This window comes from Cutibacterium sp. LaCa_286, assembly GCF_057198075.1.
Map to the genome: position 1 here is coordinate 1,681,641 of NZ_CP191091.1, position 22,811 is coordinate 1,704,451.

15 protein-coding genes, 1 tRNA gene and 1 pseudogene are annotated in these 22,811 nt (G+C 63.3%); 2 read left to right on the plus strand and 15 right to left on the minus strand.

The window, feature by feature from the left end:
• Positions 1 to 177 precede the first annotated feature (177 nt).
• Both ACP8JZ_RS07300 and ACP8JZ_RS07305 read left to right on the plus strand, forming a co-directional pair.
• On the plus strand, positions 178 to 2,151 hold the full coding sequence (locus ACP8JZ_RS07300; RefSeq protein ID WP_484482330.1) for a bifunctional metallophosphatase/5'-nucleotidase: 1,974 nt from the start codon (positions 178 to 180) through the stop codon (positions 2,149 to 2,151).
• Positions 2,152 to 2,428: 277 nt separating this feature from the next.
• Positions 2,429 to 4,063, plus strand: a complete 1,635-nt coding sequence (locus ACP8JZ_RS07305; protein WP_484482822.1) for an alpha/beta hydrolase — start codon at positions 2,429 to 2,431, stop codon at positions 4,061 to 4,063.
• A gap of 392 nt (positions 4,064 to 4,455) precedes the next feature.
• Here the strand turns inward: ACP8JZ_RS07305 and tuf are convergent, their stop codons facing one another.
• The 15 genes and pseudogenes from tuf to ACP8JZ_RS07380 all read right to left on the minus strand — a co-directional run bounded on the left by tuf (position 4,456) and on the right by ACP8JZ_RS07380 (position 22,698).
• Positions 4,456 to 5,649 carry an elongation factor Tu gene (gene tuf / locus ACP8JZ_RS07310; RefSeq protein ID WP_306517265.1) on the minus strand — a complete coding sequence of 398 codons (1,194 nt, stop codon included), beginning with the start codon at positions 5,647 to 5,649 and terminating at the stop codon, positions 4,456 to 4,458.
• 335 nt (positions 5,650 to 5,984) lie between these two features.
• Complete coding sequence (fusA, locus tag ACP8JZ_RS07315) at positions 5,985 to 8,078, minus strand: elongation factor G (protein WP_286319255.1); 2,094 nt, start codon at positions 8,076 to 8,078, stop codon at positions 5,985 to 5,987.
• A gap of 143 nt (positions 8,079 to 8,221) precedes the next feature.
• Entirely contained in the window at positions 8,222 to 8,692 is a 471-nt protein-coding gene (gene rpsG, locus ACP8JZ_RS07320; protein ID WP_021104874.1) for a 30S ribosomal protein S7, read from the minus strand.
• A 1-nt stretch (position 8,693) separates the two neighbouring features.
• Complete coding sequence (gene rpsL, locus ACP8JZ_RS07325; RefSeq protein ID WP_021105012.1) at positions 8,694 to 9,065, minus strand: 30S ribosomal protein S12; 372 nt, start codon at positions 9,063 to 9,065, stop codon at positions 8,694 to 8,696.
• Between the two features lie 350 nt (positions 9,066 to 9,415).
• Positions 9,416 to 13,297 (minus strand): DNA-directed RNA polymerase subunit beta', encoded by a 3,882-nt coding sequence (locus ACP8JZ_RS07330; protein ID WP_484482331.1) that lies wholly within the window; start codon positions 13,295 to 13,297, stop codon positions 9,416 to 9,418.
• 145 nt (positions 13,298 to 13,442) lie between these two features.
• Positions 13,443 to 16,925, minus strand: coding sequence for a DNA-directed RNA polymerase subunit beta (gene rpoB / locus ACP8JZ_RS07335; protein WP_021105015.1), 3,483 nt, complete (start codon positions 16,923 to 16,925; stop codon positions 13,443 to 13,445).
• 279 nt (positions 16,926 to 17,204) lie between these two features.
• Positions 17,205 to 17,516 (minus strand): type II toxin-antitoxin system PemK/MazF family toxin, encoded by a 312-nt coding sequence (locus tag ACP8JZ_RS07340; protein ID WP_484482332.1) that lies wholly within the window; start codon positions 17,514 to 17,516, stop codon positions 17,205 to 17,207.
• Between the two features lie 2 nt (positions 17,517 to 17,518).
• Positions 17,519 to 17,752 carry a ribbon-helix-helix domain-containing protein gene (locus ACP8JZ_RS07345; protein ID WP_021104869.1) on the minus strand — a complete coding sequence of 78 codons (234 nt, stop codon included), beginning with the start codon at positions 17,750 to 17,752 and terminating at the stop codon, positions 17,519 to 17,521.
• A 235-nt stretch (positions 17,753 to 17,987) separates the two neighbouring features.
• A complete protein-coding gene (rplL, locus tag ACP8JZ_RS07350; protein WP_023034352.1) occupies positions 17,988 to 18,383 on the minus strand; it encodes a 50S ribosomal protein L7/L12 in 396 nt (131 codons plus the stop codon).
• A gap of 13 nt (positions 18,384 to 18,396) precedes the next feature.
• Positions 18,397 to 19,008 carry a 50S ribosomal protein L10 gene (rplJ, locus tag ACP8JZ_RS07355; RefSeq protein WP_023034353.1) on the minus strand — a complete coding sequence of 204 codons (612 nt, stop codon included), beginning with the start codon at positions 19,006 to 19,008 and terminating at the stop codon, positions 18,397 to 18,399.
• A 433-nt stretch (positions 19,009 to 19,441) separates the two neighbouring features.
• Positions 19,442 to 20,130, minus strand: a pseudogene (rplA, locus tag ACP8JZ_RS07360) (50S ribosomal protein L1).
• A gap of 86 nt (positions 20,131 to 20,216) precedes the next feature.
• On the minus strand, positions 20,217 to 20,648 hold the full coding sequence (rplK, locus tag ACP8JZ_RS07365) for a 50S ribosomal protein L11 (RefSeq protein WP_021104865.1): 432 nt from the start codon (positions 20,646 to 20,648) through the stop codon (positions 20,217 to 20,219).
• A 262-nt stretch (positions 20,649 to 20,910) separates the two neighbouring features.
• Positions 20,911 to 21,843, minus strand: coding sequence for a transcription termination/antitermination protein NusG (gene nusG, locus ACP8JZ_RS07370; protein ID WP_484482333.1), 933 nt, complete (start codon positions 21,841 to 21,843; stop codon positions 20,911 to 20,913).
• Between the two features lie 25 nt (positions 21,844 to 21,868).
• Positions 21,869 to 22,552: a preprotein translocase subunit SecE gene (secE, locus tag ACP8JZ_RS07375; RefSeq protein ID WP_484482334.1), complete on the minus strand. Its 684-nt coding sequence runs from the start codon at positions 22,550 to 22,552 to the stop codon at positions 21,869 to 21,871.
• A 73-nt stretch (positions 22,553 to 22,625) separates the two neighbouring features.
• Positions 22,626 to 22,698 (minus strand) — tRNA-Trp (locus ACP8JZ_RS07380).
• Positions 22,699 to 22,811 lie beyond the last annotated feature (113 nt).

Consider the following 22,811-nt stretch of genomic DNA (forward strand, 5'->3'; position numbering starts at 1 on the left):
CGAGTTCGGTGGACCTGCCCTGGACACGAGGATCAGGCACATCGGTTTCAGTGAGGTCCTGCTCGACAGAACAATTCTTCCCACCATGATCACCCGATCTTCACCCGGACGACACCATGACCAGCAATGATGAGCTGGTACTGAACCATCCCCATCCACCCCTTGAGGAGATCTGCCATGCGTTTCCCCCGCGCAGCAGCCGTGGTAGCTGCTGCAGCCGTGACGCTGACGTCTGCTGGGCTCACCGCCGTCGCCCATGCGGCACGCACCACCAGCACCCTGACCGTCCTGTCCACGACCGACGTCCACGGACACGTCTACAACTGGGACTACTTCCAGGACGCCGAGTTCAGCCCCGACACCACCGGGCGCAACTCAGCCCCGCTCGGACTCACCCGTGCCGCCACGATCATCAAGCAGACGCGTCAGGACCGCGGCGCCGACTCGGTCGTCACCGTCGACAATGGGGACACCATCCAGGGAACGCCACTGACATATCTGGCTTCCCAAGAGCCGGAACGACTGGGCGACTCCACCAATCCGATGGCCCGAGCCTTCAACCTCATCGGCTACGACGCCACCAACACTGGCAACCACGAGTTCAACTACGGCGTGGACGTCCAGAACAACTTCGCCAAGAGTCTCGACGCCCCACTGCTGGGGGCCAATGTCATCGACGTCAAGACGGGTGAACCCCTGCGCCAGCCCACGACCATGGTGACCAAGAAGATCGACGGCCACGACGTCAAGGTTGGCATCGTGGGCGTCACCACCCCCGGCTCGGCCGTGTGGGACCGCTCCGTGCTCAAGGGCCGCGTCGACCTCACCGACCCGGTTGCCGCCGCCGACAAGTACGCCGGTCAGCTGCGCAGGCAAGGGGCCGATGTCGTCGTCACCTTGGTGCATGGTGGCCTGGACGAGGAGAACGCCACCCCGATCTACAAGGGGCTTGACGAGAACATGGCCACCTCGGTGGCCACCAAGGCCAAGGGCGTCGACCTCGTCATCTCCGGGCACACCCACCGCGACGACGTCTCGACCGTCGTGGACGGCGCCTCGGGGCACAAGGTGCTCATCTCGCAGCCCGATTACTGGGCACGCTCCGTCTCCGATGTGCAGATCCCGCTGAGCTTCTCAGGCGACAAGGTTGGCATCGACTACGGCTCGATCTCCACCTGGGCCACCCAGCGCTACACCCGTGACGTTGCCGAGGACTCAGAGCTCGCCGACAATCCGCAACTGCGGGCTGCCCACGAGAAGGCCATCACGTACGTGAACTCGGCCGTCGCAACATCGACCGAGGAGATGTCGGCGAAGAGGTCCATGGTCGAGGACACCCCCATCCTGGACTTCATCGGATCCGTGGAGGCCGACACCGTCTCCAGCGCCCTCAAGAAGACCAAGTACGCCGACACCCCGGTGATTGCCCAGGTGTCGCCATTCTCGCGTACCGCCCTGTTTCCCAAGGGTGAGGTGAAGATCAAGGACATCGCCGGACTGTACGTCTTCGACAACACCCTCGCCGCCGTGGAGATCACCGGTGCCCAGCTGCGCGACTACCTGGAGTACTCAGCCCGCTACTTCGTGCAGACCAAACCCGGGGAGAAGATCAACCCGGCCCCGGCCTCCGAGGGCGGTCACACCCAGGCCACCATCGACGGCAAGACCATCTGGGACTACAACTACGACGCCGTCACCGGTGTGAAGTACTCCATCGACATCTCCAAGCCGGTAGGCCAGCGCGTGCTGGGGCTGAGCTGGCAGGGCAAGCCGGTCAACGACAACCAGAAGTTCATCATGGCCATCAACAACTACCGGATGAATGGTGGCGGTGGTTACCCACACGTCAGTGAGGCTCCCGTGGCCTGGGACGGGCTCGTCGAGATTCGTCAGGAACTCATCGACCATGCCAGCCGAGACGGCAAGATCGACCCCACCACGTTCTTCGACCGCAACTGGTTCCTCACCACCACCGGTGAGACCTGGCAGATGGCTGATGACCAGAGCGGTGTTGATCATGGCGGCAGGGGAACTGGTGACGCCTCGGCGACTCCCGCTGCGTCAGGGCGGCAGGACACCAACGGCACACACCAGATTTCCAGCACCGATCCCCGCTCCACTGGTCTCGCCCTGCCGAGGACGGGGGTCTGATCCCTCGGCGGCCAGGAACTGGCATCACGATCGCTGCTGCATTACTGTACCTAGGTAATCAGGTCGGCCCCGACCTCTCCCTGAGGTCGGGGCCATCGCACAGTTCAAGGCGTGTCGGACGCTAGGCGAGGTGGTCGTGACTCAGCACACTTCCCGCGCGTCTGGTGAGTCGGCCGTTGACAAGAAGGCTCGGAACGACTCCGTGAGCAGGCAGCCACCACACTGGGCGGTGAGAGTTCGCCAGCATGCCCACCGCATCCTGCCACACAGCTCTCCCATGGGGCTCCTGTTCGCCCTCTTCGGTCTGTGGACCGCCCTGACTCCCAGCTTGGTGCCACGCACCTGGTGGATGCTCGCCGTGAGCGTCTCCTTGTCCACGTTGCTGTTCTACGGCATCGGATCACTCATCGGCACCATGGCTCGCTGGTTCGCAGATGCCATCGTGCTCAGGATCTCGGCATCGCCCCGGGCAGTCCGTCACCTCACATGGGCCGGTGCGGGTCTCATCATCCTCATCAGTGTCTGGATGTGGTTGTGGAGCGTCAAGCAGCAGACCAGGGTTGCCGACACTGTTGGTCTGCGTCGCGATGTGTGGTTCGTCCAGACGGTGGGGGTCCCGGCAGGAATTCTGCTGTTCACCGCTCTGCTGCTGCTCATCCGGCTCATCGTCCGTGGGGTGCGCAAGCTGTACTACGGCGTCCACAAGGTCGTGGCCCAGCCAGTCGTCGCCACCATCGTCGTCGTCCTGGTCGTCAGCCTCCTGCTCTGGGCATCCAACAGTGTCGTGGTAAGGGTGACGGCCAATGCCGTGGCACATCAAACTGCCGAACTCAACAAGACGACCGCTCCCGGACGCATCCAACCGAGTTCTCCACTACGTTCCGGCAGTCCGGATTCCATGGAACCGTGGGACACCTTGGGACGCCAGGGCCAGGACGTCATCACCAACGGTCCCTCGGCCGTCGACATCAACGCCGTCACCGGCAAACCAGCTCTGACCCCCATCAGGGTCTACGCCGGCTTCTCCTCGAAACGCACGTTCGAGCAGGAGGCCAACGGGGTGCTCGCCGAACTGCTGCGCACCAAGGCCTTCGATCGCAAGGTACTTGTCGTCCAGTTCGGAACCGGCTCGGGGTGGCTCGAGGAATGGTCGGTGGCCGCAGTGGAATACCTCACCAATGGCGACTGCGCCACGGCATCCATGCAGTACAGCTACCTGGGTTCGGTGGGGGCCTTCCTGTTGGACCGCGACTCCCCCAAGGAAGGCTCACGGGTTCTCTTTGACGTCATCCACGACTACTGGAGCAGCCTGGATCCCCATCACCGTCCCAAGCTCTACGTGTCCGGGGTGTCGTTGGGAGCTTACGGAGGCCAGTCTGCCTTCGCCTCGGCGCAGGACATGGCCAGGAAGGTCGATGGTGCGGTGTGGGCCGGCACTCCTGGATTCACTCCCCTGTGGAACAGTCTCACCCAATCGCGTCGGGCAGGTAGTCCAGAGATCGCCCCAGTCATCGACAATGGTGAGACATTCCGCTTCGCCACCACTCCCGATGAGCTGCATCACGATCACTGGGGAGTCGACTTCCCCCGGTGGGAGGGGTCGCGCATTGCCTTCCTGCAGCACGCCTCGGATCCCATCGTGTGGTGGCAGCCCCAGCTCATCACCCGGGAACCCGACTGGATCCACGAGAAGGCCGGGGAGGACGTCAACCCCTACCTCTCGTGGACTCCGTGGTCCACTTTTTGGCAGGTGACCGCCGACATGGCGGCTTCGGTCTCCACTCCTGGTGGCCATGGTCACAACTATCATGATGAATTCGTTCCGGTGTGGCGCGACGTGCTGGGCATCACCGGCAATCCGCCGATAGACAGGATTGCCGCCGCCATTCCCCACACCATGCGCGAACGCTGAAGGCGCTCTCAATCGCCGGTAGTAGTACCACCCCAGTAGCGCGCACCCCCAGGTAGCGGCACCGCCCATCGCCAGGCTGGATTCCTTCCTGCCCACGCTCCCCCACCGATCTGATCCCGACCGCCATCACACAGCAGCCCTTTGAGGGATCGTGGCCTGGCAGCGGCCGTCCGTGCTGGAGCCCGGATGGGAGGATGAGGCTCCATCACCAGGCGACCTGTGCCGGACAGCGGTGACACGGGGGAAGGATTCCTCATCGCACCGAGATCACCTTCCGCGAAGGCTCCGTTCATGTCCGGGCATGGGCTCTGTCCGTGTCCGGACATGGCAAGGGCGCGGTGCCCCACACTAGGTGAGATCACCGCGCCCTTGGTTCAGATCAGTGAATCAGCTCACTTGATGATCTTGGTCACGCGACCGGCGCCGACGGTACGGCCACCCTCACGGATGGCGAACTTCAGCTGCTCCTCCATGGCCACCGGGTGAATCAGGTGGACGGACATGGTGGTGTTGTCGCCAGGCATGACCATCTCGGTACCCTCCGGCAGCTCGATGTTGCCGGTGACGTCGGTGGTGCGGAAGTAGAACTGCGGGCTGTAGTTGGAGAAGAACGGCTTGTGACGGCCACCCTCATCCTTCTTCAGAACGTAGACCTGGCCCTCGAAGTCGGTGTGCGGAGTGGTCGAACCGGGCTTGCAGAGCACCATGCCACGGACGACGTCCTCCTTCTTGGTACCACGCAGCAGCACGCCGATGTTGTCGCCAGCCTGGCCCTCGTCGAGGATCTTGCGGAACATCTCGACACCAGTGACGGTGGTCTTCTGGGTAGCGTCGTGGATACCGACGATCTCGACCTCGTCAGAGGTGTGGACGATGCCGCGCTCGACACGGCCGGTCACCACGGTGCCACGGCCGGTGATGGTGAAGACGTCCTCAACAGGCATGAGGAACGGCTTGTCGAGGTCACGATCCGGCTGCGGGACGTACTCGTCAACGGCATCCATGAGGTCGAGAATGGACTGGGTCCACTTCTCGTCACCCTGCAGGGCCTGGTAGGCGGAGATGCGGACGACCGGGCAGTTGTCGCCGTCGAAGTCCTGGGCGGAGAGGAGCTCACGCACCTCCATCTCGACGAGCTCGATGAGCTCCTCGTCGTCAACCATGTCGCACTTGTTGAGGGCGACGACGATGGCCGGCACGCCAACCTGACGGGCGAGCAGCACGTGCTCGTGGGTCTGGGGCATCGGGCCGTCGGTGGCGGCAACCACGAGAATGGCGCCATCCATCTGGGCAGCACCGGTGATCATGTTCTTCACGTAGTCAGCGTGACCGGGGCAGTCGACGTGAGCGTAGTGACGCTTCTCGGTCTGGTACTCGATGTGAGCGATCGAGATGGTGATACCGCGCTGGCGCTCCTCAGGGGCCTTGTCGATCATGTCGAAAGGCGATGCCTCATTGAGGTCCGGGTACTTTTCGTGCAGCACCTTGGAGATCGCCGCGGTGAGGGTCGTCTTGCCGTGGTCGATGTGTCCGATGGTACCGATGTTGCAGTGCGGCTTGGTCCGCTCGAACTTGGCCTTTGCCACTGGGGCTCCTTCTGGGATGTCGCCCGCTGTGCGCGGGGCGCGTCTGTGTGTGAATCCGTGGGCGGATCCCACGGACTTGTAGGACGGGCCCCCGACCAGAGGTCAGGGAACTCTGTCCAATTGTTGTGCGTCAGACGCCTGTAGTCAAACGCTGGCCTCACAACGTTATCAAATGATGACTGGAATAACAGCGTCACGCACGGTGACACCGCTCGTCGGTCGACACCGATCACTGGTGCACCGCTCGGTGCCCTGCCGATGACAACAGGACGGCACCCACCCGGATCGGGAAGATGCCGTCCTGTCCACTGTCCAGTGGTCTCAACCGCAGCAGATCACTTGCCACCGTTGGTCTTGGCAATGATCTCCTCGGCGACGTTGGTCGGGCACTCACCGTAGGAGTCGAACTCCATGGAGTACGAGGCCTGTCCAGAGGTCTTGGAACGCAGGTCGCCCACGTAGCCGAACATCTCCGAGAGCGGAACGAGGGCACGCACGACCTTGTTGCCGTGAGCCTCGACCATCTCCTGCACCTGACCGCGACGCGAGTTGATGTCGCCGATGACGGTACCGAGGTAGTCCTCCGGTGTGGTCACCTCCACGGCCATGAGCGGCTCGAGCAGGCCCGGGTTGGCCTTGCGAGCAGCCTCCTTGAAGGCCATCGATCCGGCGATCTTGAAGGCCATCTCGGAGGAGTCGACCTCGTGGTAGGCACCGTCGAGCAGGGTGACCTTGATGTCCTCGACCGGGAATCCGGCCAGCACACCGAAGCGCATGGACTCCTGGATACCCGCGTCAACCGAGGGGATGTACTCCTTGGGGATGCGGCCACCGGTGACGGCGTTGACGAACTCGTAGCCGAAGCCGGGCTCCTGCGGCTCGATGGCGATGATGACGCGACCGAACTGACCGGAACCACCCGTCTGCTTCTTGTGGGTGTACTCGAACTTCTCCACCGGCTTGCGCAGCGTCTCACGGTATGCCACCTGCGGCTTGCCGATGTTGGCCTCGACGTGGAACTCACGCTTCATACGGTCGATGAAGACGTCCAGGTGCAGCTCGCCCATGCCGGCGACGATGGTCTGGCCGGTCTCCTCGTCGGTGTGGACGCGGAAGGTCGGGTCCTCCTCCACCAAGCGCTGGATGGCGTTGGAGAGCTTCTCCTGGTCGGCCTTCGACTTGGGCTCGATGGCCTGCTCGATCACCGGAGCCGGGAAGGTCATGGACTCCAGGGTGATGGGGTTGGACGAGTCGCACAGCGTCTCACCCGTGGTGGTGTCCTTGAGGCCCATGACGGCGCAGATCATGCCGGCGCCGATCTCAGAGATCTCCTCGCGCTTGTTGGCGTGCATGAGGTAGATCTTTCCGATGCGCTCCTTCTTGCCCTTGGTGGCGTTGAGCACCTGCCCGCCGGCCTTGAGGACGCCGGAGTACACACGCACGAAGGTGAGCTTGCCCAGGTGCGGGTCGGAGGCCACCTTGAAGGCCAGCACCGACAGGGGCTCGTCGTCGCTGGGATGACGCTCGAGCTCGACGGACTCGTCACCAGGCTTGTAGCCGGTGATGGCCGGCACGTCCAGCGGGGAGGGCAGGTAGTCGACGATGGCGTCGAGCAGCGGCTGCACACCCTTGTTCTTGAAGGAGGTACCGCAGGTCACGGCGGTGAAGGCGTTGGCAAGCACGCCACGCCGCACGGCGGCCTTGACCTGCTCGACGGTCACCGAGTCGGCGTCCTCGAGGTAGGCCTCCATGAACTCCTCGTCGTTCTCGGCGATGGTCTCGAGCATCTCGGCGTGAGCGGCTTCGGCTTCGTCCTTGAGCTCGGCCGGGATCTCCTCGGTGGTGTAGTGGGCACCGAGCTCGGTCTCACCGCGCCACAGCTTGGCGTTCATCTCGATGAGGTCGATGACGCCCTCGAACTTGTCCTCAGCACCCACCGGCAGCTGCAGGAGCACCGGGATGGCATGCAGACGATCCTTGATGGTCTGCACGGCGTGGTCGAAGTCAGCTCCGGTGCGGTCCATCTTGTTGATGTAGCAGATGCGCGGCACGCCGTACTTGGCGGCCTGACGCCACACGGTCATCGACTGCGGCTCGACACCGGCCACACCGTCGAAGACGGCGACGGCACCGTCGAGCACACGCAGGGACCGCTCCACCTCGACGGTGAAGTCCACGTGTCCGGGGGTGTCGATGATGTTGATCTGGGTGTCGTGCCAGAAGGTGGTGGTGGCAGCCGACGTGATGGTGATACCACGCTCCTGCTCCTGCTCCATCCAGTCCATGGTGGCGTTGCCCTCGTGGGTCTCACCAATCTTGTAGGACTTGCCGGTGTAGTACAGGATGCGCTCGGTCGTGGTGGTCTTACCGGCATCGATGTGTGCCATGATGCCGATGTTGCGGACGTTCCTGAGGTCTGTATTGGCCACTGTTGTCAACCTCGAATCTGTGGGTGCGTGGTCTATGCGGAATGATGCTCGTCGTAGGTGAACCGCAGGTGAACCAAATCACCGGGGTTCGGGCTGAGAACATGAAGGTGCCCCCTCACATCAATGGCGAGGGGGCTCGTTCATCACCAGCGGTAGTGGGCGAAGGCGCGGTTGGCCTCGGCCATCTTGTGGGTGTCCTCGCGACGCTTCACCGAGGCTCCCAGACCGTTGGAGGCATCCAGGATCTCGTTCATGAGACGCTCGGACATGGTCTTCTCACGACGCTCACGGGAGAAAGTCACCAACCAGCGCAGCGCCAAGGTGGTCTGACGAGCAGGCTTGACCTCCACCGGAACCTGATAGGTGGCACCACCGACGCGACGGGACTTGACCTCCAGGGAGGGCTTGATGTTGTCGAGCGCACGCTTGAGGGTCTGCACTGGATCGGTGTTCGTCTTGGCACGGCACCCCTCGAGGGCGGTGTAGACGATGTCCTGGGCGACGGTCTTCTTGCCGTCGAGCAGGATCTTGCTGACGAGCTGGGAGACCAGCGGGGACCCGTAGACCGGGTCGACCATCACTGGACGCTTGGGAATGGCTCCTTTACGAGGCATGTCACTTCTCCTTCTTGGCGCCGTAGCGGCTGCGAGCCTGCTTGCGGCCCTTGACACCCTGCGTATCGAGGGACCCGCGGACGATCTTGTAGCGCACGCCCGGGAGGTCCTTCACACGACCGCCGCGCACGAGCACCATCGAGTGCTCCTGGAGGTTGTGGCCAATTCCGGGAATGTAGGCCGTGACCTCGATACCCGACGACAGGCGAACACGGGCAACCTTGCGGAGGGCCGAGTTCGGCTTCTTCGGGGTGGTGGTGTACACACGGGTGCACACGCCACGACGCTGCGGGGATCCCTTGAGGGCAGGGGTCTTATTCTTGCTGATCTTGTCAGTACGGCCCTTGCGGACCAATTGCTGAATTGTTGGCACCGGCTTGGTTTCTCTTTCCGTGTCTGTGGTTAAGAATCCCTGGCTGTGCACCCGTGGCACTCGGCGCTGGGCCACCGCTGTCCCGCGCTCTGAGTGGAAGGGGTGCCGTGCGAACTCCGCACAGACGGACCATGCTCGCAGCAACTCGAGAGGTTGTACCGTCCTGCCAGGGCACGCACAAGCGTCCGGAGATACCGGACACGGTGAACAAGGCTATCACCGTGGCACCGTCAGGCCAAAGCAGACGTGTCCCAGCAAGACGACGAGGCGGCCACCGGGCTCCGCCGGCAACCGCCTCGCTGCATCTCACCGCGTGTCGTATGTTCACACACGGTGTTCGACCGAACTCATCACCCGAGGTCTCCGAAATCGAGATCGTCCAGGGCCACCGAGGCCCCTGAGCCGGATCCGAAATCGTAGTCGAACGGGTCGTAGTTCATGGTGAACGCCGCTGCCTTGGCCTCGGCCGTCGGCTCCACACGCATGTTGCGGTAGCGCTCCAGACCAGTACCGGCTGGGATGAGCTTACCGAGGATGACGTTCTCCTTGAGACCGACGAGGGTGTCGGTCTTGCCGTTGATCGCGGCATCAGTGAGCACCTTCGTCGTCTCCTGGAAGGACGCGGCCGACAGCCACGACTCGGTGGCCAGGGATGCTTTGGTGATACCCATGAGCACCGGGCGGCCCTCGGCGGGACGACCGCCCTCGGCGACGGCGGTACGGTTGGCAGTCTCGTAGAGCGGACGGTCCGCCAGCTCACCGGGCATCATCGTCGTGTCGCCGGAGTCGATCACCGTGATACGGCGCAGCATCTGACGAATGACGATCTCGATGTGCTTCTCGTGGATCGGGGCGCCCTGGGTGGCGTACACCTTCTGGACCTCACCGACCAGATGCTCTTGCACCTTGCGCACACCCATGACGCGCAGCACGTCGTGGGGGTCGAGGGTACCGGCGGTGAGCTGCTGTCCAGCCTCCACCCGTGCACCATCGCGAATGACGACATGCCGGCCACCGAAGTCGAACTCCAGACGTGCGCGACGTGGCAGGGTGTACTCCACGTCCTCCTCACCGTCATCACGCACGAGGATGAGTTTGCGACGGGAGTCGGACTCCTCCAGGCGAACGACACCGGAGGCCTCGGCGATCGGCGCCTTGCCCTTGGGGGAACGGGCCTCGAAGAGCTCGACGACACGAGGCAGACCCTGGGTGATGTCGTCACCGGCCACACCACCGGTGTGGAAGGTACGCATCGTCAGCTGGGTACCGGGCTCACCAATCGACTGGGCGGCGATGATGCCCACGGCCTCGCCGACGTCGACCAGCTTGCCGGTGGACAACGACCGGCCGTAGCACCTGGCGCAGCACCCCTCCGGAGCAGCGCAGGTGAGCACCGAACGCACCTTGATCTGGGTGATACCAGCAGCGATGAGTCTGCGAATCTGCTCATCGCCCAGGTCGGAGTTGGCCTCCAGGACGACATTGCCATTGGCGTCGACGGCGTCGGCTGCCAGGCACCGGGCGTAGACCGCCGTCTCCAGACCATCGGCCGGCACGAGATTGCCCGAACCGTCGTCCACGGCAATCGTCTTGGGCATCCCGCGGGTGGTGCCACAGTCGTCGTCACGCACGATGACGTCCTGGGAGACGTCAACCAGACGACGGGTGAGGTAACCGGAGTCCGCGGTACGCAGAGCGGTGTCGGCCTGACCCTTTCGGCCACCGTGGGTGGAGATGAAGTACTCCAGCACCGTGAGGCCCTCACGGAAGTTCGACTTGATGGGCCGAGGAATGATGTCGCCCTTGGTGTCGGCCACCAGACCTCGCATGGCGGCAATCTGACGCATCTGGGTCATGTTTCCACGGGCACCGGAGTGCACCATCATGTAGATGGGGTTGGTGCGGGTGAAGTTGGCCTCCATCGCCTCGGTGAGCTCGGCAGTGGCCTCCGTCCAGATCTGGATGAGGTCCTGACGCCGCTCCTCCTCGGTGACGGCACCACGCTCGTACTCCTTGTCGACCTTGGCAGCCCGCTTCTCGTAGCCCGCCAGGATCTGCGGCTTGGTCGGCGGGGTCTGCACGTCACCGATGGACACGGTCACACCGGACAGCGAACCCCAGTCGTAGCCGATGTCCTTGAGGTTGTCGAGGATGTGGGCCACCTCGAGCTGGGTCATCCGCTCGGAGAGGTCGTTGACGATCTTGCCGATCTGCTTCTTGCCGACAAGGTAGTCGACGTAGGGGTAGTCCTTGGGCAGCACCTCGTTGAAGATCGCCTGGCCCAAGGTGGTGTCGAGCAGGATGGAGCCGTCCGGGCGCAGCTCCTTGCCCACCGGCGGAACCATGTCGTGGAAGCGCATCTTGATCTTGGCGCCCACCTCGAGTTCACCGAGATCGTGGGCCATGATCGCCTCGGACAGCGAGGTGAAGACTCGACCCTCACCCTTGCGGCCGTCCAGGGCCATCGTCAGGTAGTAGGCACCAATGATCATCTCGTGGCTGGGCAGGGCGACCGGTCGGCCGTCAGCCGGCTTGAGGATGTTGTTGGTCGAGAGCATGAGCACCCGAGCCTCAGCCTGGGCCTCGGCACTCAACGGCAGGTGGACGGCCATCTGGTCACCGTCGAAGTCGGCGTTGAAGGCCGAGCAGACCAGCGGGTGCAGCTGGATGGCCTTGCCCTCGATGAGCAGCGGCTCGAAGGCCTGGATACCCAGACGGTGCAGCGTTGGTGCCCGGTTGAGCAGCACCGGGTGCTCCTTGATGACCTCTTCGAGGACGTCCCACACCACCGGGCGCTGACGCTCGACCATCCGCTTGGCGGACTTGACGTTCTGGGCGTGCTCGAGGTCTGCCAGACGCTTCATGACGAACGGTTTGAACAGCTCCAGGGCCATCGTCTTGGGCAGACCACACTGGTGCATCTTGAGCTGCGGGCCGACGACGATGACCGAACGGCCGGAGTAGTCGACGCGCTTGCCGAGCAGGTTCTGACGGAACCGGCCCTGCTTGCCCTTGAGCATGTCGGACAGCGACTTCAGCGGACGGTTGCCCGGCCCGGAGACCGGGCGCCCGCGACGACCGTTGTCGAACAGCGAGTCCACGGCCTCCTGGAGCATGCGCTTCTCGTTGTTGACGATGATCTCGGGGGCCCCGAGATCAAGCAGCCGCTTGAGACGGTTGTTGCGATTGATGACGCGACGGTAGAGGTCGTTGAGGTCGGAGGTGGCGAATCGGCCACCGTCCAGCTGGACCATCGGACGCAGGTCCGGCGGGATCACCGGCACGCAGTCCAGCACCATGCCCGCCGGGGAGTTGCCGGAATCGAGGAAGGCCTGCACCACCTTGAGACGCTTGAGGGCACGAGTCTTCTTCTGGCCGCGTCCGGTCTTGATGGTCTCACGCAGGCTCTCCGACTCGGCCTGCAGGTCGAAGTCGGCCAGCCGACGCTTGACGGCCTCGGCTCCCATGGAGCCCTCGAAGTACTTGCCGAACCGCGACCGCATCTCACGGTAGAGCACCTCGTCACCCTCGAGATCCTGGACCTTGAGGGTCTTGAACCGCTCCCAGACGGCGTCGAGACGGTCGATCTGGCGCTGACCGCGATGCTCGATCTGACGCAGCTCCTTCTCGGCACCGTCCTTGACCTTGCGGCGGGTGTCGGCCTTGGCCCCCTCGGCCTCCAGCTGAGCGAGATCCTCCTCGAGCTTTGCTCGACGAGCCTCCAGCTCGGAGTCGCGACGCTGGGCCATGTGGGTCTTCTCGGCCTGCACCTTCGCCTCGAGGCTCGGCAGGTCACGGTGACGGGCCTCCTCGTCGACCGCGGTGATCATGTAGGCCGCGAAGTAGATGACCTTCTCGAGGTCCTTGGGGGCGATGTCGAGCAGGTAGCCCAGCCGCGACGGCACACCCTTGAAGTACCAGATGTGGGTGACCGGGGCGGCCAACTCGATGTGGCCCATGCGCTCACGACGCACATTGGAGCGAGTGACCTCCACGCCACACCGCTCACAGATGATGCCCTTGAAGCGCACGCGCTTGTACTTGCCGCAGTAGCACTCCCAGTCCTTGGTGGGTCCGAAGATCTTCTCGCAGAACAGACCGTCGCGCTCCGGCTTGAGAGTGCGGTAGTTGATGGTCTCGGGTTTCTTGACCTCGCCGTAGCTCCACTGGCGAATCTGGTCAGCGGTCGCCAGGCCGATCTGGAGGCGGTCGTAGTAGTTCGTGTCCAGCACGGTGTGTCTCTTTCCCCCACTGCCGGTGGGTGCTGGCTCCATCCCTGCCCAGGAGGAGCCCCAACTGGGGTTCGTGTGACGTCAGGGTGTCCAGGCCTGACGTCACCCCCTTCGTTTCAGTCGCAATTGCCGATTGATGAACTCGTCAGTCCGCCAGCGCGTTGTCGGCACCCGGACGACGTGACAGATCGATTCCCAGGTTCGACCGGGTGTCCTCGTCGGGCTCACGAAGATCGATCTCCTGGCCCTCGGAGTTGAGCACCTCGACGTTCAGGCACAGGGACTTCATCTCCTTGACGAGCACCTTGAACGACTCGGGAATGCCCGGCTCGGGGATGTTCTCGCCCTTGACGATCGCCTCGTAGACCTTGACGCGTCCGGGGACGTCGTCGGACTTGATGGTGAGTAGTTCCTGCAAGGCCCAGGCGGCACCGTATGCCTCCATGGCCCACACCTCCATCTCACCGAAGCGCTGACCACCGAACTGGGCCTTACCACCCAACGGCTGCTGGGTGATCATGGAGTACGGACCGGTGGAACGGGCGTGAATCTTGTCGTCGACGAGGTGGTGCAGCTTGAGCATGTACATGTAGCCGACGCCGACCTCCTGGGGGAACGGCTCGCCGGTACGTCCGTCGAACAGCTGGGTCTTGCCCTCGGAGCTGATGAGCTTCTCGCCGTCCCGGTTGGGGCGTCCGTTGTCCAGCAGACCCTGGATCTCCTCCTCGGTGGCACCGTCGAAGACCGGGGTGGCCAGGCGGGAGTCCGCGGGAACGTCCACCAGTCCGACCTCGCGCAGCCGTTCGGCCCAGTCACCTTCCGTCTGGGTGATGTCCCACCCGGAGTGGGCGATCCACCCCAAGTGCATCTCGAGCACCTGCCCGACGTTCATGCGCGAGGGCACACCCAACGGGTTGAGGATGATGTCGACCGGGGTGCCGTCGGCCAGGAAGGGCATGTCCTCCACGGGCAGCACCTTGGAGATGACACCCTTGTTGCCGTGGCGTCCGGCGAGCTTGTCACCGATCGTCACCTTGCGCTTCTGGGCGACGTACACGCGCACCATCTGGTTGACGCCGGGGGCGAGTTCGTCATCACCGTTCTCGGCATCGAAGATGCGTACTCCGATGACGACGCCCTCCTCGCCGTGCGGCACCTTGAGGGAGGTGTCGCGCACCTCACGGGCCTTCTCACCGAAGATGGCCCGCAGCAGACGCTCCTCGGGGGTGAGTTCGGTCTCGCCCTTGGGGGTCACCTTGCCGACGAGGATGTCGCCGGTGCCGACGTGGGCACCGATGCGCACGATGCCGTTCTCGTCGAGATTGGCGAGCATGTCCTCGGAGACGTTGGGAATGTCGCGAGTGATCTCCTCGGCACCCAGCTTGGTGTCGCGTGCATCGACCTCGTGCTCCTCGATGTGGATCGAGGTGAGGACGTCGTCGGAGACGATCCGCTGGGAGATGATGATGGCGTCCTCGTAGTTGAGGCCGTGCCACGGCATGAAGGCTGCCAGGACGTTGCGCCCCAGGGCCAACTCGCCATTGTCGGTGGACGGGCCGTCGGCCAGTGGGGTGCCAACCTCGACGCGCTGCCCCGCCTTGACGATCGGGCGCTGGTTGACGCAGGTTCCGGCATTGGAGCGGCGGAACTTGTCCAGCCGGTAGGTCTGGTAGGTGCCGTCGTCACAGGCGATGTCGATGAGGTCGGCAGAGACCGACAGCACGGATCCGGGCTTCTCGGCCAAGGTGACCTCGCCGCCGTCGACCGCGCAGTCGTACTCCATGCCAGTACCGACCAACGGGGCCTGGGTACGGATGAGGGGCACCGCCTGACGCTGCATGTTGGCACCCATGAGGGCACGGGAGGCGTCGTCGTGCTCGAGGAACGGGATGAGGGCCGAACCGACCGACACCATCTGACGCGGGGAGACGTCCATGTAGTCGACCTCGTCGTTGGGCACCTCGTCGGCCTCACCATGACGCTTGCGCACCAGGACGCGGTCATTGGCGAAGTGTCCCTCATCGGTGAGCGAGGCGTTGGCCTGGGCGATGATGTAGCGGTCCTCCTCATCGGCGGTGAGGTAGTCGACGACGTCGGTCACCTTTCCGTCGATGACGCGGCGGTACGGGGTCTCGATGAACCCGAACGCATTGACGCGGGCGAAGGAGGCCAGCGAACCGATGAGGCCGATGTTCGGGCCCTCAGGGGTCTCGATCGGGCACATGCGCCCGTAGTGCGAGGGGTGGACGTCTCGCACCTCCATGCCGGCGCGGTCACGGGACAGACCGCCGGGCCCCAGGGCCGACAGGCGACGGCGGTGCGTCATCTCGGCCAACGGGTTGTTCTGGTCCATGAACTGCGAGAGCTGGGAGGTGCCGAAGAACTCCTTGATCGCAGCCGTCACCGGGCGGATGTTGATGAGGGTCTGCGGGGTGATCGCCTCGATGTCCTGGGTGGTCATGCGGTCTCGCACGACGCGCTCCATCCGTCCCAGACCGGTACGCAACTGGTTCTGGATGAGCTCACCGACGGTACGCAGACGACGGTTGCCGAAGTGGTCGATGTCATCGGCCTCGACGACGATGTCGTCATGGTCCTCGCGCGGCAGGGTCTCGGTGCCCTCGTGTAGGGCACAGATGTAGTGGATGGCGGCGACGATGTCGTCGATGGTGAGCACCTGCTGGTCGAACGGCAGGGAGAGGCCGAGCTTCTTGTTGACCTTGTAGCGGCCCACCTTGGCCAGGTCGTAACGCTTGGAGTTGAAGTAGTAGTTCTCCAGCAGCTGCTGGGCAGCATCACGCGACGGCGGCTCGCCGGGACGCAGCTTCTTGTAGATGTCGAGCAGCGCCTGGTCCTGGGAGTCGACACCGTGGTCCTTCTCCAGGGTCTGACGAATCGACTCGTACTCACCGAACTCCTCAAGGATGCGCTCAGGGGTCCAGCCCAGCGCCTTGAGGAAGATGGTGACGTTTTGCTTGCGCTTGCGATCCAGACGCACGCCCACCGTGTCACGCTTGTCGATCTCGAACTCGAGCCAAGCGCCACGCGAGGGAATCACCTTGCAGCTGTAGATGTCCTTGTCGGACGTCTTGTCGGCGTTGCGCTCGAAGTAGACGCCCGGGGAACGCACCAACTGGGAGACGACGACGCGCTCGGTGCCGCCGATGATGAAGGTGCCCTTGGGGGTCATGAGTGGGAAGTCACCGATGAAGACGGTCTGCGACTTGATCTCGCCGGTCTCGTTGTTGGTGAACTCGGCCGTGACGAACAGCGGCGCGGAGTACGTGCTGTCGCGATCCTTGCACTCGTCGAGGGTGTGCTTGGGATCTTCGAAGCGGTGGTCACGGAATGACAGCGACATCGTCTCCGAGTAGTCCTCGATGGGCGAAATCTCCTCGAAGATCTCCTCCAGCCCGGACTTCGTGTTGATGTCGGTGCGCCCTTGGGCAAGGGCCTCCTCGACGTGCGACTGCCATATCTCGTTGCCGACGAGCCAGTTGAATGACTCAACCTGCAGATCCAGCAGGTTCGGAACCTCGAGCGGCTCATGAATCTTCGCGAACGAGATTCGCCCGCTCTCTGGAGAGATGACGTTGGTGTTCTTCGACGCGGTGCGCGTGGCGGCCAATGTGCGGTCCTTCCGAGAACTCCTGGAAAACGGTCGGGGGATCGACCGTTTTGGGGCATGACGAACCGCCCATGTCAAATATGGGCAGAACGCTGGCTATGGTGCAAGGAAAAACTGTACAACTATCTGCGGCAGGACACAAGCCATGCAACGGCACTGTGGCAGGATGACACTTTGCCCCATGCTCACAGGCCAGCGCAAGCATGACGCGCGAGAACCATCGGCCAAACCATGTCCAATGGCAGGGGCAACACCGTGATTCCCCGACCAACCTCACCGTCAGGCCACTGGAAGCTCAAGGTCATATGCCATGACGAAGGCACGGGCAAGAGCCTTCTCCTGATCCGGGGTGAGAAAACCAATGCTTCGGCCGAGCCGATCCACCGGGATCGTCAACACATTGTCCAGGGCAATCGCGGACTCATGGTCAAGACCGTTGGCCTTGCCGACGCGTACCTCGCTGCACAGCCCCTTGATGGTCGACGTGACTGGAGCAACGGTGACCTTGGTCATTGCCTGACGGAACACTTCACGGGTGAGGACGACAACGGGTCGAGTCCTGTCCATCCGAGCCAGACAGATCTCACGCATGATCATGACCCCATCTCCGGGTGCTCCACCGACCATGCCACAAGATCATCCAAATCATCTGCAGATCCGACCTCGGCGAGGATGGCTGCATCACGCATCGCCGCTTCACGACGCATCTCACGCTCCACCGCTCCAGCGATGATCTCAGCACGGCTGGCAACGCGCCCCTCGGACACACAGCGATCAAGGAAGGAGACCATCTCATCAGGAAGCCGAACCGAGATCTGTGTCGTCATGCGTCGCATCATACCAGACCGAATCCCCCACTGGGATTCACCGGCCTGGCCAGGTCGAACGTCTCGAGATCGCCACCCGACAGCGGTGTCCGCGCATGCAACAGCGGTGCCCACCATGAGGTGAGCACCGCTGGAACTGCTGAATCGGGGTCAGACCCAACTCACACGGTCACGCAAGCGCGACGCTGGAGGCTCGCCACACCCGAATGAATCTGGGGGGTGGCGAACCGATTCATCACTTGAGGGTGACGGTGGCGCCGGCGGCCTCGAGGGCCTCCTTGGCCTTCTCGGCGTCGTCCTTCTTGGCCTTCTCGAGAACCGGCTTGGGAGCGGACTCGACGAGGTCCTTGGCGTCCTTGAGGCCAAGGCTGGTCAGGGAGCGGACCTCCTTGATGACCTGGATCTTCTTGTCGCCGGCGGCCTCGAGAATGACGTCGAACTCGTCCTTCTCCTCCTCGGCGGCACCGGCCTCGCCACCGGCAGCCGGGGCACCGGCAGCAGCGGCGACAGCCACCGGAGCGGCAGCGGAGACGTCGAAGGTCTCCTCGAACTGCTTGACGAACTCGGAGAGCTCGATGAGGGTCATCTCCTTGAAGGCGTCAAGGAGCTCTTCGTTGCTGAGCTTTGCCATGGTGGGCGTCCTTTCACTCGTTGGTGTTGTCCTGGGCGTCGGACGCCTCAGGGGTATTGGTGTCGGTCTCCTGGTTGGAAGCCTCTCCGGCTCCACCAATCACGGAGGGATCAGCCTGAGCCTTCTCCTGCAGGGCTCCCAGGCCACGAGCGGCCTTGGAGGGCAGGGCGTCGAAGACCACGGCGGCCTTCGTCAGGTTGGCCTTCATGCCGCCGGCGAGCTTGGCGAGCAGAACCTCGCGAGACTCAAGATCGGCAAGCTTCTTGACGGCGTCGGCGTCGAGGATCTTTCCATCCATGACGCCACCCTTGATCACCAGGAGAGGGTTTTCCTTTGCGAAGTTCTTCAGACCCTTGGCGGCATCAGCCACGTCGCCGTTGATGAAGGCCAGTGCGGTCGGGCCGACGAGTTGCTCGTCGAGTCCGTCGATACCAGCCTCGTGCACGGCGATACGGGTCAGGGTGTTCTTCACAACGGCATAGGTGGTCTCATTGCCGAGCGAGCGACGAAGGTCCTTCAGCTCACCGACCGAGAGACCGCGGTACTCGGTCAGCACCGTCGCCTGTGCTGAAGTGAACTTCTCCTTCAGCTCGGCGACCGCAGCTGCCTTGTCTGGCCTAGCCATTGGGTCTCCTCCCACTGTTTGCTACGACGTGCGACCGGTGGGCCGCACAGGTGCCGCGGATCGTGGCCGTCGCAGTGCATTCGTCACGCACCCGGGCATGAAAAAAGCCCCGAGGCGCAGGCGCAACGGGGCAACTCGAAACGAATCCAGCGATCTGAACTCTTCGGAGTTGATACGTTCACCTACGCGGGCCACGACGTCGACGCGCGACATCGTGATTGACGAAAAACTCGACCAGCGGTCTTCGGCTCGTCTGAGTATAGGCCACGGCACGATCGGAACAAAATCTGTCAACACGTCGCCACCTGCTCCACATCATCGGCAGTGGCCCCGGCGCAGGACCACCTCACCCCACACCATGCGCAATGGCCGCAGCCCCGAAGGGGCCACGGCCATTCATGTGTTCGCAAACTATGTCAGGGACGTGGAGGTGTCAGTTGGCAACCTTGACGTCGGCAGGATCGATCTGCACGCTCGGCCCCATGGTCGAGGAGACGGCAATCTTGCGCAGGTAACGTCCCTTGGCGGCCGACGGCTTGAGACGCAGGATCTCGTCGAGGGCGGCGCGGTAGTTCTCCACCAGCTTGTCGGCGTCGAAGGAGGCCTTGCCGATGAGGAAGTGCAGGTTGGCGTACCGGTCCACACGGAACTCGATCTTGCCGCCCTTGATGTCTGCGACGGCCTTGGCGACGTCCATGGTCACGGTGCCAGTCTTGGGGTTCGGCATGAGGCCACGGGGACCGAGGACGCGGCCGAGACGACCGACCTTGCCCATCATGTCCGGGGTTGCCACGACAGAGTCGAACCGCCCTGGACCTTGGCGATGAGCTCGTCGTCACCGACCTCATCGGCACCCGCCTCGCGGGCTGCATCAGCCTTCTCACCGGTGGCGAAGACGAGGACCCGAGCCGTCTTACCAGTGCCGTTGGGGAGGTTGACAGTGCCACGAACCATCTGGTCGGCCTTCTTGGGGTCTACCCCGAGACGGACTGCGACATCGATGGACTCGTCGAACTTTGCCGACGCGTTCTCCTTGACCAGGCGGAGTGCCTCGTCAGGGCTGTAGAGCTGATCCGGGTTTCGCTTCTCGGCGGCTGCCCGGTAAGCCTTGCTGCGCTTCATGTCTGGTTCCTTTCACCAGGAGTGGTGTGGGCTGCGCGGCCCCTCCACTTGAGTTGATCTCGAGAAAACGGTGCAGGTGCGAAGGATCAGCCCTCGACCGTCACACCCATCGAGCGAGCGGTGCCCTCGACGATCTTCATCGCGGTCTCGACGCTGTTGGCGTTGAGGTCGGGCATCTTGGTGTTGGCGATCTCGCGAACCTGGTCGCGACTGATCTTGCCCACCTTGTGGGTCAGCGGGTTCTCGGTCCCCTTCTTGATCCCGGCAGCCTTCTTGATGAGCTCGGCAGCCGGTGGGGTCTTGAGGATGAACGTGAACGAGCGGTCCTCGTAGATGGTGATCTCAACGGGGACGACGTTGCCGCGCTGACCCTCGGTCTGCGCGTTGTACGCCTTGCAGAACTCCATGATGTTGACGCCGGTGGGGCCCAGGGCCGTACCAACTGGCGGAGCAGGAGTTGCCTGTCCAGCGTTGAGGGCGATCTTGACGAGAGACGCCACCTTCTTCTTGGGAGCCATGTAATCGGGTCCTTCTCGTGACGGAGTGTCGACCACACCGGGAGTGGTGGGGCCGATGCGTCCAGCGGCATGACGAACCGCCTGCTCGGCTCGTGACGAACGATCCGAACAAGGACGCACTGACCCATGATACGCAAATTCCCCTGCAGAACCCAATTGGACTGCAGGGGAACGACGTCACCGCCTGTTCAACGGCGGTGGACAGTCACTTCACATCAGGAGCGGGATGAACATGTCGAGGCTGGTGCGGTGCACCAGCCGATCAGTCCTTGCGAATCTGGTTGAACTCCAGATCGACCGGGGTGGACCGACCCAGGATCTCCACCGACGCCTTGACCCGCTGGCTGTTGACGTTGATCTCGTCGATGACGGCCGGGACACCGGCAAATGGACCGTCGATGATCTGCACCGACTCGCCCACCTCGTAATCGGCAACCTCAACCTTGCGCTTGGCCTTGGGCGAGGGTGCCTGACCTGCCATGTCATGGTTCACCTGGGCGATGACCGATGGCGTGAGCATCTTGACGACCTCGTCCTGGGTGAGCGGGATGGGATCCATGGCATTGCCGACGAATCCGGTCACCGACGGGGTGTGCCGCACGGTGCCCCACGACTCCTCGGTGAGATCCATTCGCACCAGGACGTAGCCGGGCATGAGCACGCGGGTGATCGTCTTGCGAGCCCCATTGCGGATCTCGACCACCTCTTCGGTGGGGACGACCGTCTCGTAGATGTAGTCCTCCATGTTGAAGTTCTGCACCCGGGCATCGAGATTCTGCTTCACCTTGTTCTCCATGCCGGAGTAGGTGTGCAGCACGTACCACTGGCCGAACTTCATGTTGAGGTCATCGCGCAACTTGGCCACGGCCTCGTCGACGGCATCCTGGTTGTCCGACGGCTGTTCCTCGTCGTCGGTGGAGTCCTGGTGTTCGTCATCGTCGCCCCGGCCCAGGCCGAGGTTGCGGGCGATGTCGGAATCGCCGAGCTTCTCCTCGCTGGATTCCTTCTTGGAGTCAGCATCGAAGTCGAGGTTCAGCGGGGCCTCATCGGCATGCTCGTCATCCTTGTCGGAAGCGAGGGCATCGAGATTGAGGTCCACGTCGTCGTCATGGGACTCCTCAGGTGCCAGAGCATCGAGGTTGAGTTCGATGTCATCGCCTGCAGTGGAGTCGGAAAAATTTGTGGTGTCACTCACCGTGGTAATTCTCCATTGCTGTTGATCACTGGCCAAACAGTTTAATCAGAAGCCAGCCGAAGAGGACGTCCAAGCCACTGACGTAGGCAATGACGACCAGCACGAAGACCAGGACGACGACGAAGTACTGTCCCAGATCCTGGCTGCTGAGCCACTTGACCTTCTTGAGCTCGGCGACGGACTGCTTGCAGAACTCGATCGGGTTGGCGCGCTTGTGCTCGTTGTTCTTGGCTGCCTGCGCCTTCTTACGACGCACCGGAGCGGTGGTCATCTTGCGCTGCGGGGCATTGGCCCCCTTGGTGGAGGTGCGAGACCGCCGCGCAGTCCTCTGCTCCTTGGCCCCACTCGAGGCGTCCGTACCGGAACGATCAGATCGCTTGGCAGTGCCTCGGCGTGGCGAATCGGAGTCGGCAGTGCTCGTGGCCCCGCCCCGCCGCTGTGGCCGGCTCGAGCGGGCCCGACGGGCAACCGACTCGGCCTCGCTCAGCTGCTGGGGATCATCGATGACCATGTCCTCGGGATCACCATGGTCCGGGGTGGAGTCCACCTCGTCACTGGCGTTCGTGAGCTCCTCAGCTTCATCGTCGACGACCGTGTACTCCTCACCCGGTGCCCCACCAGCATGGGCAAGATCTTCGCCCCGGGCGTCAGTTCCGTACTCGGGAGAGGTGTTCACCTCGTCTCCGTCAGGTCGCTGCTCGTGTCTCACGCTGGTCCTATCGGCTCGGGATACTGGCCGTGACGTGTTTCACGACCTCTTGCGAGAATATCTCGACACTTTGCAGGGCACGAGGGACTTGAACCCCCAACCTGCGGTTTTGGAGACCGCTGCTCTGCCAATTGAGCTAGTGCCCTTCGACGGCGGTTCGGCCGAACGCGCCCGTCAGCACAGGAAGTATAGGCGGTTTACGGGTCACAGGTCGAATTGAGCCCGTCGTCGAGGTTGCCCACACCCCAGATCCGATGCT

Excerpts from the sequence above, each read along its gene's own strand:
- rplK (WP_021104865.1), bottom strand. The coding sequence starts at position 20,648 with ATGGCTCCCAAGAAGAAGGTGGCGTCTCTCGTCAAGATCGCCCTCAAC.
- rplJ (WP_023034353.1), bottom strand. The coding sequence starts at position 19,008 with ATGGCTAGGCCAGACAAGGCAGCTGCGGTCGCCGAGCTGAAGGAGAAG.
- ACP8JZ_RS07345 (WP_021104869.1), bottom strand. The coding sequence starts at position 17,752 with ATGACGACACAGATCTCGGTTCGGCTTCCTGATGAGATGGTCTCCTTC.
- rpsG (WP_021104874.1), bottom strand. The coding sequence starts at position 8,692 with ATGCCTCGTAAAGGAGCCATTCCCAAGCGTCCAGTGATGGTCGACCCG.
- ACP8JZ_RS07305 (WP_484482822.1), top strand. The coding sequence starts at position 2,429 with ATGGGGCTCCTGTTCGCCCTCTTCGGTCTGTGGACCGCCCTGACTCCC.
- ACP8JZ_RS07300 (WP_484482330.1), top strand. The coding sequence starts at position 178 with ATGCGTTTCCCCCGCGCAGCAGCCGTGGTAGCTGCTGCAGCCGTGACG.
- rplL (WP_023034352.1), bottom strand. The coding sequence starts at position 18,383 with ATGGCAAAGCTCAGCAACGAAGAGCTCCTTGACGCCTTCAAGGAGATG.
- ACP8JZ_RS07340 (WP_484482332.1), bottom strand. The coding sequence starts at position 17,516 with ATGCGTGAGATCTGTCTGGCTCGGATGGACAGGACTCGACCCGTTGTC.